The organism is Pseudomonas libanensis (genome assembly GCF_001439685.1).
In the GTDB taxonomy this organism is placed as follows: Bacteria; Pseudomonadota; Gammaproteobacteria; order Pseudomonadales; family Pseudomonadaceae; genus Aquipseudomonas; species Aquipseudomonas libanensis.
In genome coordinates this window covers 86706-102832 of the sequence record NZ_JYLH01000009.1, presented here as the reverse complement: position 1 = coordinate 102832, position 16127 = coordinate 86706, and the positions used below count along the sequence as shown (strand labels likewise).

12 protein-coding genes are annotated in these 16127 nt (G+C 60.9%); 6 read left to right on the top strand and 6 right to left on the bottom strand.

What is annotated here, in order from left to right; genetic code table 11:
- Positions 1–43 precede the first annotated feature (43 nt).
- Complete coding sequence (locus TU73_RS15640) at positions 44–826, bottom strand: transporter substrate-binding domain-containing protein (RefSeq protein WP_057012973.1); 783 nt, start codon at positions 824–826, stop codon at positions 44–46.
- A gap of 164 nt (positions 827–990) precedes the next feature.
- Complete coding sequence (locus tag TU73_RS15635; RefSeq protein WP_057012972.1) at positions 991–1224, bottom strand: hypothetical protein; 234 nt, start codon at positions 1222–1224, stop codon at positions 991–993.
- A 215-nt stretch (positions 1225–1439) separates the two neighbouring features.
- Here TU73_RS15635 and TU73_RS15630 point away from each other — a divergent pair, with 215 nt between their 5' ends.
- The 6 genes from TU73_RS15630 (at position 1440) to TU73_RS15605 (ending at position 10962) form a co-directional block, all read left to right on the top strand.
- Positions 1440–2606: an efflux RND transporter periplasmic adaptor subunit gene (locus TU73_RS15630; protein WP_057012971.1), complete on the top strand. Its 1167-nt coding sequence runs from the start codon at positions 1440–1442 to the stop codon at positions 2604–2606.
- On the top strand, positions 2603–5698 hold the full coding sequence (locus TU73_RS15625; RefSeq protein WP_057012970.1) for a multidrug efflux RND transporter permease subunit: 3096 nt from the start codon (positions 2603–2605) through the stop codon (positions 5696–5698). The genes TU73_RS15630 and TU73_RS15625 overlap by 4 nt, the downstream gene beginning before the upstream one ends.
- A gap of 7 nt (positions 5699–5705) precedes the next feature.
- A complete protein-coding gene (locus tag TU73_RS15620; protein ID WP_046070973.1) occupies positions 5706–6383 on the top strand; it encodes a heavy metal response regulator transcription factor in 678 nt (225 codons plus the stop codon).
- Positions 6373–7737, top strand: a complete 1365-nt coding sequence (locus TU73_RS15615; RefSeq protein ID WP_057012969.1) for a heavy metal sensor histidine kinase — start codon at positions 6373–6375, stop codon at positions 7735–7737. The genes TU73_RS15620 and TU73_RS15615 overlap by 11 nt, the downstream gene beginning before the upstream one ends.
- A gap of 296 nt (positions 7738–8033) precedes the next feature.
- A complete protein-coding gene (locus TU73_RS15610) occupies positions 8034–9356 on the top strand; it encodes an OprD family porin (protein ID WP_057012968.1) in 1323 nt (440 codons plus the stop codon).
- Between the two features lie 109 nt (positions 9357–9465).
- Positions 9466–10962, top strand: a complete 1497-nt coding sequence (locus TU73_RS15605; RefSeq protein ID WP_057013077.1) for a sensor domain-containing diguanylate cyclase — start codon at positions 9466–9468, stop codon at positions 10960–10962.
- Positions 10963–11674: 712 nt separating this feature from the next.
- Here TU73_RS15605 and lpxC read toward each other — a convergent pair.
- The 4 genes from lpxC to TU73_RS15585 form a co-directional block, all read right to left on the bottom strand.
- Complete coding sequence (lpxC, locus tag TU73_RS15600; protein WP_003171886.1) at positions 11675–12586, bottom strand: UDP-3-O-acyl-N-acetylglucosamine deacetylase; 912 nt, start codon at positions 12584–12586, stop codon at positions 11675–11677.
- Between the two features lie 112 nt (positions 12587–12698).
- A complete protein-coding gene (gene ftsZ, locus TU73_RS15595) occupies positions 12699–13904 on the bottom strand; it encodes a cell division protein FtsZ (protein ID WP_046070969.1) in 1206 nt (401 codons plus the stop codon).
- A gap of 75 nt (positions 13905–13979) precedes the next feature.
- Positions 13980–15242 (bottom strand): cell division protein FtsA, encoded by a 1263-nt coding sequence (ftsA, locus tag TU73_RS15590; RefSeq protein ID WP_043050551.1) that lies wholly within the window; start codon positions 15240–15242, stop codon positions 13980–13982.
- A gap of 15 nt (positions 15243–15257) precedes the next feature.
- Positions 15258–16127, bottom strand: a complete 870-nt coding sequence (locus TU73_RS15585) for a cell division protein FtsQ/DivIB (protein ID WP_057012967.1) — start codon at positions 16125–16127, stop codon at positions 15258–15260.

Here is a 16127-nt window from a genome sequence, read left to right as displayed (position 1 = left end):
TTGGCGGGCGCTCCTCATGTCAATGGGGGCTTGCCCCCAGCCATCACGGACTGGAAGGCAGTACATTGAGACGAAAGGGCTCGACGATGCGCTGGTATTCACCGTTTTGCATCAGCTCTTCAAGCGCATGGTTGAGTTCATTGCGCAACGAGGTATCGAGCTTGCGCACTGCGATCGCCACGCTGTCGCCCAACAGGTCAGACGAGACAACGGGGCCGAGAAAACCGAAATCCAGGCCCTGAGCCGTGTCCAGCAGGGCCTCACGTATCTCTACCGCACCTTGCAGGGTCGCATCGATATCGCCCGCAAGGAGGCTGTTGATCAGTTGATCATTGAGCCAGAAGCTCTTGATGATCACGCCTGCCGGCGCCCACTGGGACAGGGCAAAAGCTTCACGATTGCTTCTGACCAAGACCCCGACACGCTTGCCCTTGAGCGACTGCCAATCAGGGGTCAGGCCTGCTGTTCTACGGGCCACCAAGCGGGTGGTGATGGGGTAGAGCGCATTGGTAAAGCTCACCCGTTGTCGCCGAGTCGACGTCGGCGCCATGCCCATGATCGCGTCGAACTTTCGGCCTTCAAGGGCCGGGAAGTTTTCCATAACTACCTGGTCGACCCAGGTACAACGCACGTTGAGTTGCTCGCACAGGGCGTTGCCCAGTTCGATATTCAACCCCACCAATTGCCCTTGCGAGTTGCGGTGTTGGAACGGCGGGAAGTGCGCGGCGACGGCGAAACGGATTTCGTGCCGTGGTTGATCGCTGGCGGCAGCAATAGTCGTCGACAGCAAGAGAGCAAACACTGCACAAATGTGTATCAGGGCCACAGGAACGTCCTTTTCCGGGAAACACTGGCTCACCGCCACCGATGAGCATCATTGGGGCGGAGTAAAATGCTGTGCCAGCTTTCAAGAAATGGTCGCGGACTTACAATCAGAAATATCTACATACACCGTAGGCAACAGCCGATACAGCGCAACAAGCTTTGATCCTAACGTTTACCCATGGAACGACGAGTGCCCGGTGGCGCCATACCCGGCGTCTTGGCATGGCCATTCTTGGCGCCGCCTTTGTACCAGGGCTGGCCGGCATGCTTGGCCCCGGCCAACTCGCCCGGCTTGAAGGGGAACTTAAACGCCGGGATCTCGGCTTTTTCAACGCCGTCGGCAGTGGCCAGGTCGACGAGTTCGGCCGCTTCGACAGGGGGTTGGGTGGGGGAAGACATAAGGGCTCCGGCGCAGCTATAGGCATAAAAGCGCGAGTATACGGGGCTGGAGCTGCCAGCGGTAAGCTTCAACCGCAAGTTCACCCCCCCAGCTGTCACCGCTGTCAGTTTGCCGTCACTGTGCTGACCGCATGACAGCGCTATAAAGCACTCATTCAAACTTCAACTTGCAGCTTGCAGCTTGAAACCTGCAACTGCGCCGCTGGCGTCCTTCCATGCACATAAAACGAAACCCGGCCTTGATAGTAGGCGTACTCCTGATACTGGCCGTTGCAGCCTGGGCGTTGACCCGCCCAGCCAAGACCCGGCTGGCAGCACCCAGCGCAATTCCGGTTCGGGTGGTGAGCGTGGTGCAGCAGGATGTTGCGCGGTACGTCAGCGGCATCGGCTCGGTGTTGTCGTTGCACAGTGTGGTGATTCGTCCGCAGATCGACGGCATCCTCACCAAACTGCTGGTCAAGGAAGGCCAACTGGTAAAGGCCGGTGACTTGCTGGCAAGCATCGACGACCGCTCCATCCGGGCCAGCCTCGACCAGGCCAAGGCGCAATTGGGCCAAAGCCAGGCGCAACTGCAAGTGGCACTGGTCAACCTCAAGCGCTACAGGGAGCTGAGCGTAGACGACGGTGTGTCGAAACAGACCTACGACCAGCAACAGGCGCTGGTCAACCAGCTCAAGGCCACCGCGCAAGGCAACCAGGCCGCGATAGAGGCGGCTCAGGTACAACTTTCCTACACCCAGATTCGCTCCCCGGTCAGCGGACGCGTGGGTATTCGCAGCGTGGATGAAGGTAATTTCCTGCGCATGAGCGACACCCAGGGGCTGTTTTCAGTCACCCAGATCGACCCGATTGCCGTGGCGTTCTCCCTGCCGCAGCAGATGCTGCCGACCCTGCAGGGCCTGATCGCCGCGCCGACCCGGGCAAGTGTCGATGCCTACCTGGGCGCCGACACCAACGGCCAGACCGGCGACCTGCTCGGCGAAGGCCACCTGAGCTTGATCGACAACCAGATCAGCTCCACCACCGGCACCCTGCGGGCCAAGGCCGAGTTCAATAACCCATCGCAAAAGCTGTGGCCGGGGCAACTGGTGACCATCAAGATCCAGACCGCCCTCGACAAGAACGCCCTGGTGGTGCCGCCGACCGTGGTGCAGCGTGGCCTGGACTCGCACTTCGTGTACCGGGTAAGCGATGACACCGTGGAGGTGGTGCCGGTGCAGGTCGCCTACCAGGACAGCGAGATCAACATTATCAAGGGCGTGCAGGCCGGGGATGTGCTGGTCAGCGACGGTCAGTCGCGACTCAAGGCCGGTGCCCGGGTGGAGGTGCTCAAGGAGCCGCCGCGAGTAATCCAGACCGCTGAAGCCAAGGTGCAACCATGAACGGCAGCCGTTCGCCCTCGGCCTGGTGTGTTGATCACCCGGTCGCTACCCTGCTGCTGACCTTCGCCTTGGTCTTGTTGGGGATCATTGCCTTCCCGCGCCTGGCCGTCGCGCCACTGCCGGAAGCGGAATTCCCGACGATCCAGGTTACCGCGCAACTGCCCGGCGCCAGCCCGGACACCATGGCCTCATCGGTGGCCACGCCCCTGGAGGTGCAATTCAGTGCCATCCCCGGCATGACCCAGATGACCTCCAGCAGCGCCCTGGGGTCCAGCCAACTGACCCTGCAATTCACCCTGGAAAAAAGCATCGACACCGCCGCCCAGGAGGTCCAGGCCGCAATCAACACCGCATCTGGGAAGCTGCCCAGCGATATGCCGAGTTTGCCGACCTGGAGAAAGGTCAACCCGGCGGACAGCCCGGTGCTGATCCTCAGCGTCAGCTCAGACAGCATGCCCAGCACCGAGCTGAGCGACTACGTGGAAACCCTGCTGGCGCGCCAGATCAGCCAGATCGAAGGCGTCGGCCAGATCAACATCACCGGTCAGCAGCGTCCGGCGATTCGTGTGCAGGCCTCCCCTGACAAGCTCGCGGCCATCGGCCTGACCCTCGCCGATATCCGCCTGGCCATCCAGCAATCGAGCCTGAACCTGGCCAAGGGCGCAATCTATGGCGAGAACAGCGTGTCGACCCTGTCGACCAACGACCAACTGTTTCACCCGGAGGAATACGGTCAGTTGATCGTTTCCTACAAGGACGGCGCGCCGGTGCAACTGCGTGATATAGCCAAAGTCGTCAATGGTTCAGAAAACGCCTACGTGCAAGCCTGGTCCGGCGATACCCCGGGAGTGAACCTGGTGATTTCACGCCAGCCCGGCGCCAACATCGTCGAGACCGTCGACCGCATTCAAGCCGAACTGCCGCGCCTGCAAGGCATGTTGCCGGCCTCGGTGCAGGTGAGTGTATTGACCGACCGCACCAAAACCATCCGCGCCTCATTGCATGAAGTGGAAATGACCCTGCTGATCGCTATCCTGCTGGTGGTAGCGGTCATGGCGCTGTTCCTGCGCCAGTTGTCGGCGACGCTGATTGTGTCGGCGGTGCTTGGCGTATCGCTGGTGGCCAGTTTCGCCGTGATGTACCTGATGGGGTTCAGCCTGAATAACCTGACCCTGGTGGCCATCGTGATTGCCGTGGGCTTTGTGGTCGACGATGCGATTGTGGTGGTGGAGAACATTCACCGGCACCTGGAGGCGGGCCTGGGTAAGCGCGAAGCCGCGATCAAGGGTTCCGGCGAGATCGGCTTTACCGTGGTGTCCATCAGCTTCTCGCTGGTGGCGGCGTTTATTCCGCTGCTGTTCATGGGCGGCGTGGTCGGGCGGCTGTTCAAGGAGTTCGCGCTGACAGCCACCTCGACCATCCTGATTTCGGTGGTGGTTTCGCTGACCCTGGCGCCGACACTGGCGGCGCTGTTCATGCGTGCGCCGACCCATCATGCCCACGCCAAGCCCACCTTCAGCGACCGCCTGCTGGCCGGCTATGCACGCAACCTGCGCCGTGCGCTGGCGCATCAACGCAGCATGGCCGCGATCTTCGTGGTGACCCTGGCCCTGGCCGTGGTCGGCTACGTGTTTATTCCAAAGGGCTTCTTCCCGGTCCAGGACACCGGCTTTGTGCTCGGCACCAGCGAGGCGGCGGCCGATGTGTCGTACCCGGACATGGTTGCCAAGCACAGGGCCCTGGCCGAGATCGTCAAGGCCGACCCGGCAGTGCAAGCCTTCTCCCACTCAGTGGGCGTCACCGGCAGCAACCAGACCATCGCCAACGGGCGCTTCTGGATTGCCTTGAAAGACCGCGGTGACCGTGACGTATCCGCCAGCCAGTTCATCGACCGCCTGCGCCCGCAACTGGCCAAGGTGCCGGGTATCGTGCTGTACCTGCGCGCTGGCCAGGACATCAACCTGAGCTCCGGCCCCAGCCGCGCCCAGTACCAGTATGTGCTCAAGAGCAATGACGGCCCGACACTCAACATCTGGACCCAACGCCTCACCGAAAAACTGCGCGCCAACCCGGCGTTTCGCGACCTGTCCAACGACCTGCAACTGGGCGGCAGCATCACCCACATCAGTATCGACCGCCAGGCCGCTGCCCGCTTCGGCCTGACCGCCACCGATGTCGACCAGGCGCTGTACGACGCCTTCGGCCAGCGCCAGATCAACGAGTTCCAGACCGAGATCAACCAATACCAAGTGATACTCGAACTGGACAGCCAACAGCGCGGCAAGGCCGAAAGCCTCAACTATTTTTACCTGCGCTCGCCGCTGACCAACGAAATGGTGCCGTTGTCGGCGCTGGCCAGGGTCGACCCGCCCAGCGTGGGGCCGCTGTCCATCAGTCACGACGGCATGTTCCCCGCCGCCAACCTGTCGTTCAACCTGGCGCCCGGCGTGGCCCTGGGCGATGCCGTGATCATGCTCGACCAGGCCAAGAACGACATCGGCATGCCGAGTACCCTGATTGGCAACTTCCAGGGCGCGGCCCAGGCATTCCAGAGTTCGCTGGCCAGCCAGCCGTGGTTGATCCTTGCGGCGCTGGTGGCGGTCTACATTATCCTGGGTGTGCTGTACGAGAGTTTCGTGCATCCGCTGACGATCATTTCCACCCTCCCCTCGGCAGGCCTCGGTGCGCTGGCCATGCTGTGGCTGCTGGGCCAGGATTTTTCAATCATGGCCTTGATCGGCCTGGTATTGCTGATCGGCATCGTGAAGAAGAACGGCATCCTGATGATCGACTTTGCCCTGGAAGCCCAACGCGTACGCGGGTTGCCGCCGCAGGATGCGATTTATGAGGCCTGCGTCACGCGGTTCCGGCCGATCATCATGACCACCCTCGCCGCCCTGCTTGGCGCAGTGCCGTTGATGCTGGGCTCGGGGCCGGGCGCGGAACTGCGTCAGCCGTTGGGCATCGCGGTAGTCGGTGGCTTGCTGGTGAGCCAGGCACTGACGCTGTTCACTACGCCGGTCATATACTTGTACCTTGAACGGTTTTTCCACAGGCCCAAACCAGCGCTGGCGCTGGCGACCACACACTGAGGCGGTCATGCGCGTCCTGATTATTGAAGATGAAGAGAAAACCGCGGACTACCTGCACCGCGGCCTCACGGAGCAAGGCTACACCGTCGACGTGGCGCGTGAAGGCGTCGAGGGCCTGCACCTTGCGCTGGAAAACGATTACGCAGTGATCGTGCTCGATGTGATGTTGCCCGGCCTGGATGGCTTTGGCGTGTTGCGTGCGTTGCGCGCCCGTAAGCAGACGCCGGTGATCATGCTCACCGCCCGCGAGCGCGTGGAAGACCGCATCCGCGGCCTGCGCGAAGGCGCCGATGATTACCTGGGCAAGCCGTTTTCATTCCTGGAACTGGTGGCGCGCCTGCAAGCCCTGACCCGCCGCAGCGGTGGCCACGAACCGGTGCAGGTTACGGTCGCCGACTTGTGGATCGACCTGATCAGCCGCAAGGCCAGCCGCAACGGCCAACGCCTGGACCTGACCGCCAAGGAGTTCTCGCTGCTCAGCGTATTGGCGCGGCGCCAGGGTGAGATCCTGTCCAAGACCGCCATTGCCGAGATGGTCTGGGACATCAATTTCGACAGCGACGCCAACGTGGTGGAAGTGGCGATCAAGCGCTTGCGCGCCAAGCTCGACGGGCCGTTCGAACACAAGCTGCTGCACACCATTCGCGGCATGGGTTATGTGCTGGAGAACCGTAGTGTCGGCTAATTCCATTGCCCTGCGCCTGAGCAGCATGTTCACCCTGGTGGCGTTGCTGATCTTCGTGCTGATCGGCGGCGCGCTGTATCAGCAGGTGGATCGCGGCCTGGGGTTGTTGCCCGAGGCCGAGCTGGATGCGCGCTACAGCGTGCTGGAATCGTCGGTCAATCGCTTCGGCACACCGGAACATTGGGTCAAGATCAAGGCTAAGCTCAAGTTGCTGGGCGAAGAAGACAAGCGTATCCGTTTCTGGGTGGTCAGCAGCGACCCGAACTACGAATACGGCGAGCCGGACGCCCGGATTCGCGCCTTTGCCCAAGGCCCGACCGGCAAGCACGACCTGCGCCTGCCCGGCCACGATTATCCGTTCAAGGTGCTGGTCAGCCAGTTTGCGGCCAAGGAACAACGTCCGGCGCTGCGCTTCATGATCGCCATCGACACCGAAAACTTCCGCGCCACCCAGCACCACTTGCTGGTGGCGTTGATCAGCCTGGCGCTGGTCGGTGTGGTGCTGGCAGCGTTGCTGGGGTTCTGGGTGGCGCGCATCGGCCTCAAACCCCTGGGTAAACTCTCGGACGAAGCGCAGAAACTCGCGCCGCCCAAACTCTCCGGACGCCTGCACCTATCACCGCTGCCGCCGGAACTGAGCCAGTTCGTCAACTCGTTCAACGCCACCCTCGACCGCGTCGAACAAGCCTACTCACGCCTGGAATCCTTCAATGCCGATGTGGCCCATGAACTGCGTTCGCCGCTGACCAACCTGATCGGCCAGACCCAGGTCGCCCTCACCCGCGGGCGTTCCGCGGAGCAGTACTTCGAGGTGCTGCAGTCGAACCTGGAAGAGTTGGAACGGCTGCGCTCGATCATCAATGACATGCTGTTCCTCGCCAGCGCCGACCAGGGCAGCAAGGCCACCAAGCTGATCGAAAGCTCCCTGGCCGATGAAGTGGCAACCACCCTCGACTATCTGGATTTCATCCTCGAAGATGCCCAGGTACAGGTGCGTGTGCACGGCGATGCTCGGGTGCAGATCGAAAAGGCCCACCTGCGCCGAGCGCTGATCAACCTGCTGAGCAATGCGGTGCAGCACACCGCGCCGGGGCAGGTGATCGACGTGAACATCGAGGTACGGGAGCAACAAGTGGTAATCGGTGTGACCAACCCCGGCGAGGCGATTGCCCGCGAGCACTTGCCACGGCTGTTCGAACGCTTCTATCGGGTGGATGTATCGCGCAGCAACAGCGGGGCGAATCACGGGCTGGGCCTGGCTATCGTCAAGGCGATTGCGTTGATGCATGGGGGGGATGTGTTTGTGCGCAGCGAAGGCGGCGGCAATACCTTTGGTATCACCCTTCCGGTCTAAACAACGCGGTCAACCTCTGGGGAGCTGGCTTGCCCACTGTTGCGATTTGGGCAATAGTTATTATCTTGTTACACTCTGTATCGTAGCGCTCGCCTGCGTTAATTTGACGCATCGATGAGCGCGACGGCAAAGACAGCTGACCCGCTTACCCTAATTTCCCTCGACTTTTTTCCAGGGCTCTACACTGGGAATCTGTCTTAAAGCCGCTGACTTCAGCGGCTTTTTTTTGCCATAAAAAAGGCCAGGCACACCCCCACGACACTGGCCGTTCTTGATTGACCAAAGGAGCTCCACCGGTGAAGAACTCGCTGACGTTCACCCCGTTATTCCTCGCAGTTGCAGCAACGATCACTCCCCTCGCCCAGGCGGCAGACACCACCCCCACCGACGGTTTCGTTGAAGGCTCCCACCTCACGATCAATACGCGCAACTACTACATGAACCGCGACCGTCGCGACATTCATACCGATGACAGCAAGGAATGGGGCCAGGGCTTTATCGGCACCTTCGAATCCGGCTACACCCAGGGCACCGTCGGCTTCGGCCTGGACGTCAATGCCATGCTCGGCCTCAAGCTCGACGGCGGTGGCGGCACCGATGGTTCCAGCATCCTTCCGTATGGCAGCGGCAACGGCAAGGCATCGGGTTCGTTCTCGACGGCCGGCGGCACCTTGAAAATGCGTGCCTTCGACACCGAACTGAAAGCCGGCGACCTGTTCCTCAACAACCCGGTAATCGCAGGCGGCATGACACGCATGTTGCCGCAGACTTTCCGTGGCGTGAGCCTGACCAATCACGGTTTCGACGGCTGGATGTTCGAAGGCGGCCAGGCCAGCTTCACCAAGCTCTACAACCAGAGCGGCCACCGGCGCATCGGCACCAGTTATGGCGCCTTGCCCGCCAACGCCGACAGCCAGTACCTGGACTGGGCCGGCGTATCGTTCAGCGGTATCACGGGGCTGACCAGCAACCTGTACGCCTCCGAACTCAAGGACGTGTGGCACCAGTACTACTACGACCTCGAATACACTTATGCTCTCAACGACCTGGTCAGCCTTACCCCAGGCCTGCACTACTACCACACCCAGGACACCGGCCAATCGCTGCTGGGGGACATCGACAACAACACCTACAGCCTGCATTTCACCATGGGCGTGGGCAACCACAGCGTCACGGCCACCTACCAGCGGGTCAACGGCAATACGCCGTTCGACTACATCACCCAGGGCGACAGCGTGTACCTGGACAACTCCCAGCAGTACTCGGACTTCAACGGCCCCAACGAGCGCTCATGGAAGCTCAAGTACGCCTACGATTTCGCCGGCCTCGGCGTGCCCGGCCTGACGTCCGCAATATCGTACATCAGCGGCAAGACCGACCTGACCAAGGTCGACCCCAACAGCCGCGGCTACAGCAGCTGGTACAGCGCCGATGGTAAAGACGCCAAGCACTGGGAACGGGATATCGATTTGAAATATGTAGTGCAAGGCGGCAAGGCCAAGGACCTGTCGGTGCGCCTGCAATGGGCGACCAATCGAGGCAGCAATGGCTATTCGGCAGTGGATCGGGACGTGGATGAGTACCGTGTAATTGTGGACTACCCCATCAACGTCTTCTGACAGCGTTCCTAATGTGGGAGAGCGCAAGCCCCCTCCCACATTTTGGTTCTGCGACCTATTCCAGAGTTACTACTAAGCTATGGGCATCCCCAAAGCAGAAGTGCGTCCGATGAGCCCAAGCATTACCCGTCCTGTTCGCCGCCCGGAGCGCTTGCTGATCCTGGGCAGTACGCTGACAGTGTTGCTGATCGTGGGGATCGTCACCGCGCTGCTGATTCGGGAACGGGCCAATACCTTGCAGACGGCCAAGCGCACCGCCAATACCATCACTCAATTGATCGATGCCGACGTGCTGCGCAACGTGGAGCTCTACGACATGGCCATCAAAGGCCTGATCGCGGCAGCCGAGCGCACTGACCTGCAAGACGTTTCAGCGAGCATCCGCCATCTGGTGCTGTTCGACCGCTCGGCGGCGGCGCCGTACAAGGGCGATATCCTGCTGCTGGACCCGAACGGCGAGGTGATTGCCGATTCATCCATGCTCACACCCAAGCTGGGTAACTTCTCTGATCGGGACTATTTTCAGGTGCACCGCGAGAATCCGGACGCGGGGTTATATATCAGCCGTCCATTCATGGCCCGCTGTGTGTGCGATGACCCATGGCGCATTGCATTCAGCCGTCGTGTTTCGTCACCGGACGGGCGTTTCCTGGGAGTGGCCGCTGCCTCCATGCGCTTGTCGTATTTCCACCAGTTGTTCAGCAGCCTGAATATCGGCCGCAACAGCACCATCAACCTGCTCAACCACCAAGGCATCCTGCTGGCGCAGGAACCATTGCTGGAAGCAGGGATGATCGACAAGGATCTCAGCCAGCGCCCCAATGTGGCACGCATGCTGCGTGAGCGCGATGGCAGCTTCCAGAGCATCTCCAGTGTCGATCACCAAGCGCGGCTCTACAGTTTCTCCAGTGTGGGCAGCCTGCCGCTGATTGTCGCCGTGGCCCTGTCCAGCAACGAGATATTTGCGCCATGGCGGCGTGCGGCGTGGCTGGTGAGCATCGCCACAGGCGTGCTGTGCGTGGGCCTGTTGTGGCTGACCTGGGCGCTGTGCATGGAGCTGCGCCGTCGTCAGCACGCTGAACAGGTGCTGTCAGAACTGGCAGCGACCGACGCCCTCACCGGCCTGGCCAACCGTCGCACCCTGGACGAGCGCCTGCGCCTGGAATGGGACCGGGCACAGCGCTCGACCGAGCCCTTGAGCGTGTTGATGATCGATGTGGACCACTTCAAGGCCTTCAACGACCGCCATGGCCACCAGGGCGGCGATGAGGCTTTGCGTGCAGTGGCGCAGGTGATCGACAGTAATATCCGCCGTCCGGCCGACCTGGCGGCGCGTTATGGCGGTGAAGAATTCGCGGTGGTGCTGCCCAATACCGACGCCAAGGGGGCGTGGGTGATCGCCGAGCATATCCGCAAGGGGGTCCAGCAATTGCCGCGAGTGGTTGGGGATGAGCAACCGATCACTGTGAGCATCGGCCTGAGTACCTGGCAGAAGCACAGCCGTATCTCCCTTGAAGACCTGCTGCTCAAGGCTGATCAGGCGTTGTATCAGGCCAAGCATAGCGGCCGTAACCGGATAGTGGATGTTTCAAAGACCTCAAACTGATGAGGCCAAATGTGGGAGCTGGCTTGCCTGCGATGGCGGTGGGTCAGCTACCTACAAGCTAGCTGGCAGGCCGCTATCGCAGCATAGGTATCTACACAACTTTGTAGGCTGTAGCAGCCGACGGTAACCACGATGCGAAGCGAGTCGCTCTTGATCTTGATCTGCTTTTGATCTTAGGCGCCCCGTTAAACCACGCTGGCCGGAATTCGACAGGGGTTTGGGGGGTAAACCGGCAGGGATGCCGGTTTAGCCGCCCCGCGCCATGGATGGCGCGTGGCGGCGACCCCCCAAATCACTGGCGAATTACGGGCACACCGAGCCTGAGCGAGGTGCCGAGTGGTGGGGCAAGAGCCTTTTGGTTACTTTTGGGCTCTTTTCAAAAGTGACCCGCTGTAAAAGCGGAACCAATAGCAGCCATTACCGCAGGAACGGATATGTACGCGGTCTGACCCGAGATCCTGGTCGGCTTTAAGGCCGCCTTCGCAGGCAAGCCAGCTCCCACATTTGGATCGCGGTGCGTCAGCTCGATCAGCGTCGGCTGTCAGTCCGTCACGGGAGCAAGCTCCCTCGCCACAGGTCCAGCGTCGCCCCAAAGTTGTGTAGATACCTATGGCTATCGCAGGCAAGCCAGCTCCCACATTTGGATACTCGTCAGGTAAAAAAAAAGGCCACCCGAAGGCAGCCTTTAAAACTAAAGAAAGAGAGTTGTTACTTACACCGCCGCAACGGGACGCATGTAAGAGATCGGTGCGGTGCTGGCATCTTCGAAGGTCACGACTTCCCAAGCGTCTGTCTGCTCAATCAACTTGCGCAGCAGCTGGTTGTTAAGGGCGTGGCCCGACTTGAAGCCTTTGAACTCGCCTATCAGGCTATTGCCCAGCAGGTAGAGGTCACCGATTGCATCGAGGATCTTGTGCTTGACGAATTCGTCTTCGTAGCGAAGGCCGTCTTCGTTCAGTACACCATCCGCGTCGACCACAATAGCGTTTTCAACGCTGCCGCCGAGTGCGAGGTTGTGCTTGCGCAGGTACTCGATGTCACTCATGAAACCAAAGGTACGGGCGCGGCTGACTTCTTTTACGAACGAAGTGCTGGAAAAATCCACGCTTGCACTTTGGGTGCGGTCACGGAATACCGGGTGGTCGAAATCGATCTCAAAGCTCACTTTAAAGCCTTCGAACGGGACGAAGGTGGCGCGCTTGTCGCCGTCTTCTACTGTCACTTCCCGCAGAATGCGTATGAACTTCTTGGCTGCGTCCTGTTCTTCCAGGCCGGCAGATTGAATCAGGAATACGAAGGGTCCAGCGCTGCCATCCATGATCGGGACTTCGGACGCGGAGAGCTCGACGTAGGCGTTATCGATGCCCAAACCGGCCATGGCCGAGAGCAAGTGCTCCACCGTGTCCACTTTGACGTCACCGTTGACCAATGTGGTCGACATAGTGGTTTCGCCAACGTTTTCCGCGCGAGCAGGTATCTGCACCACAGGGTCCAGGTCGGCACGCACAAACACGATGCCGGTGTCGACAGGTGCAGGCTTGAGGGTCAGGTAGACCTTTTCCCCGGAGTGCAGACCTACACCTGTGGCACGAATAATATTCTTCAGGGTGCGTTGTTTAATCATGGCTTGGACCGCTTCAGCGCAAATTGCGAACTGGTATCAACAAAGGCTGGCGATAATAGCAGACCAGACCTTTGCTGAACACCAATCACCTTCATAGCCCTGATACATTCCATTAATCGGCCTGACGACGCAAGAATGCCGGGATGTCCAGGTAGTCCAGGTCATCTTGCGGATTCGGGCTACGGGACGCAGCAGCACCGGCCTGGGCCTGGTTGCGCATCACGGTCGGACGGTCCAGGTCACGGTAGTTCACCGATGGCAGCTCCTGGCGAGCAGGTGCTGGAGCGGCGGCCGCCTGGCTGGCGTGGCTGGCTTGGCTGTTATGCAGGGTGTTGTCGATGACCTTCACAGGCTTCTCGATTTTTGCACCCAGGCCGGTAGCAACCACGGTCACATGCAGTTCGTCGCGCATGTCCGGATCGATAACGGTACCGACCTTGACCATGGCGTGCTCGGAAGCGAAGGCTTCGATGATGCTACCCACGTCGGAGTACTCACCCAGGGACAGGTCAGGGCCGGCAGTGATATTCACCAGGATGCCGCGTGCACCTTGCAGGTTCACGTCTTCGAGCAACGGGTTGCGGATGGCCGCTTCGGTGGCTTCGCGTGCACGGTTCGGACCGCTGGCGCAGCCAGTACCCATCATCGCCATGCCCATTTCGCTCATGACCGTACGTACGTCGGCAAAGTCGACGTTGATCATGCCCGGGCGCTTGATGATGTCGGAGATACCGCGAACGGCACCGGCCAGTACATCGTCAGCCTTGGCGAACGCGGACAGCAGGCTGGCGTCCTTGCCCAGGATGGTCAGCAGTTTCTCGTTGGGGATGGTGATCAACGAGTCGACGCTTTCAGACAGCAGACGGATACCTTCGTCGGCGATCTGCATGCGCTTGCGGCCTTCGAACGGGAACGGACGGGTCACGACGGCAACCGTCAGGATCCCCATTTCCTTGGCCACTTCGGCAATGATCGGTGCAGCACCGGTACCGGTACCGCCGCCCATGCCGGTGGTGATGAACACCATGTTGGTGCCCTGCAGCACTTCGGCAATACGCTCGCGGTCTTCCAGGGCGGCTTGACGGCCGACTTCCGGATTGGCGCCGGCGCCGAGGCCCTTGGTCACGGCTGTGCCCAATTGCAGGATGGTCCGCGCGCCGATGCTTTTCAGCGCCTGGGCATCAGTGTTGGCGCAGATGAATTCAACGCCTTCAATGTTGCTCTTGACCATGTGATTGACAGCGTTGCCGCCGCCACCGCCAACACCGATTACTTTGATAACCGGGCTTGCGGGGATGTTGTCTACGAGTTCGAACATGTTCCCTCTCCTTTCATTTTCTCTAGTTTTTTCGCCTACTGCTTACTACGGGTGCTGCGGTGTCGCGGTAAATCTTTAGAAATTGCCTTTGACCCAAGCCTGCAGTCGCTCGAACAACGGTGCTTTCACTTCGTCGTCGCTGCGGTAGCTGTCGCGGATACTCGGGCCCGACAGGGAAATGCCGTCGGTCTGCTTTTGCAGCCCGTACAACAGCAAGCCCACACCGGTGGAATAAATCGGGTTGCGCACGACGTCGCCCAGGCCTTTCACGCCATGGGGCACGCCCAGGCGGACAGGCATGTGGAAGATTTCCTCGGCCAGTTCGACCGCGCCTTCCATCTTCGAGGTGCCACCGGTCAGCACGATGCCGGCCGGGATCAAATCTTCGTAGCCGCTGCGGCGCAGTTCAGCCTGGATCAGGGTGAACAGCTCGTCGTAGCGTGGCTCGACCACTTCGGCCAGGGCCTGGCGCGACAGCTCACGGGGTGGACGGTCGCCGACACTTGGCACCTTGATGGTCTCGCCGGCACCGGCCAGTTTGGCCAGGGCGCAGGCGTAGCGGATCTTGATTTCTTCGGCGTACTGGGTCGGTGTGCGCAGCGCCATGGCGATGTCGTTGGTGACCTGGTCGCCGGCAATCGGGATCACGGCGGTGTGACGGATCGCACCCTCGGTGAAGATCGCGATGTCGGTGGTGCCGCCGCCGATATCTACCAGGCACACGCCCAGTTCTTTTTCGTCGTCGGTCAGCACCGAGTACGCCGAAGCCAACTGCTCGAGAATGATGTCGTCGATTTCCAGGCCGCAGCGGCGCACGCATTTTTCAATGTTCTGCGCGGCGTTGACGGCACAGGTCACCACGTGGACCTTGGCTTCCAGGCGCACACCCGACATGCCCAGGGGCTCGCGCACGCCTTCCTGGTTATCGATCACGTAATCCTGCGGCAGGGTGTGCAGCACGCGCTGGTCAGCCGGGATCGCCACGGCCTGGGCGGCGTCGAGGACGCGCTCAAGGTCGGCCGAGCTGACTTCGCGGTCGCGGATCGCCACGATGCCGTGGGAGTTCAGGCTGCGGATATGGTTGCCCGCTACGCCGACGAACGCCGAGTGGATCCGGCAACCGGCCATCAGCTGCGCTTCTTCAATGGCGCGCTGGATCGATTGCACGGTGGACTCGATGTTCACCACCACGCCCTTCTTCAGGCCCCGGGACGGATGCGTGCCAATACCGACGATTTCGATCGCGCCGTCTTCCCCGACCTCGCCCACCAGCGCCACCACCTTGGAGGTGCCGATATCGAGACCGACGATCATTTTGCCGCTTTGCACGTTTGCCATGGGTCCTGCCTCTTCTTAATTCTTCGCGACAGCGGGTTGTGCTGCCGTGGGCGCAGCCGGTGCACGCCAGCCGACGGCCAGGCCGTTGGCGTAACGCAGGTCGACGCTCGCAATGTTCGTAATCTGTTCTTTCAAGGTTTTTTCATAGATGGCAATAAAGCGGCGCATCTTTTCCACCAAGCGGTCGCGTCCCAGCAACAACTCGATGCCCGGGCCGGAACTGCCTGCCCCGGTCGTCAAAAACCAGCTGCCCCGCTCACGCAATTCCAGGCGTGCAATGGAGAAGCCCAGTGGCCGCAGCATCTGGCTCAGGGCCTGGTACTGCTGCATCACTTGCTGCTGCGCCCGCTGCGGCCCGAACAGCTGCGGCAGGTGCTCATAGTTGGCCAGCTCACGCGGGGTGAACGCCTGGCCCTGATTGTTCAACAGCGCTTCATCGCCCCAACGGGCCACGGGCAGTTGTTCTTCCAGGCGGATCGTCACCTGGTCCGGCCAGACACGGCGGACTTCGGCGTGGGCGATCCACGGCATCTGTTCCAGCTCCGAGCGCATGCCGGCCAGGTCGATGGTAAAGAAGCTCGCCGCCAGGAACGGGCCGATGCGCTGCTGTACCGCCTGCTGGCTGATGTAGCTCAAGTCGCCCTGCACGCTGATCTTGGTGATCGGCCGGTCGGCATACGGCAACAGACGCTGCGCGCCTTCGTAGGTACCAAAGCCCAATACCACCAGCAACACCGGCCAGAACAGCGCCTTGATAAAACCAAAGTTGGCTTTTGGCAGGCGCGCCGACATCGGCTCTTTAGCCACCATTCGGCTGGCGCCCCGCGGCACCGGCTTGCGGCTCGGTGCTTGTGGGGGCTGATGACGAAGCGATGCGCCTTTCAT

Bases quoted from the DNA above. Each gene is read 5' to 3' on its own strand.
- TU73_RS15605 (WP_057013077.1), top strand. From the start codon at position 9,466: ATGAGCCCAAGCATTACCCGTCCTGTTCGCCGCCCGGAGCGCTTGCTG.
- lpxC (WP_003171886.1), bottom strand. From the start codon at position 12,586: ATGATTAAACAACGCACCCTGAAGAATATTATTCGTGCCACAGGTGTA.
- TU73_RS15625 (WP_057012970.1), top strand. From the start codon at position 2,603: ATGAACGGCAGCCGTTCGCCCTCGGCCTGGTGTGTTGATCACCCGGTC.
- ftsA (WP_043050551.1), bottom strand. From the start codon at position 15,242: ATGGCAAACGTGCAAAGCGGCAAAATGATCGTCGGTCTCGATATCGGC.
- TU73_RS15630 (WP_057012971.1), top strand. From the start codon at position 1,440: ATGCACATAAAACGAAACCCGGCCTTGATAGTAGGCGTACTCCTGATA.
- TU73_RS15620 (WP_046070973.1), top strand. From the start codon at position 5,706: ATGCGCGTCCTGATTATTGAAGATGAAGAGAAAACCGCGGACTACCTG.
- TU73_RS15585 (WP_057012967.1), bottom strand. From the start codon at position 16,127: ATGAAAGGCGCATCGCTTCGTCATCAGCCCCCACAAGCACCGAGCCGC.
- ftsZ (WP_046070969.1), bottom strand. From the start codon at position 13,904: ATGTTCGAACTCGTAGACAACATCCCCGCAAGCCCGGTTATCAAAGTA.
- TU73_RS15635 (WP_057012972.1), bottom strand. From the start codon at position 1,224: ATGTCTTCCCCCACCCAACCCCCTGTCGAAGCGGCCGAACTCGTCGAC.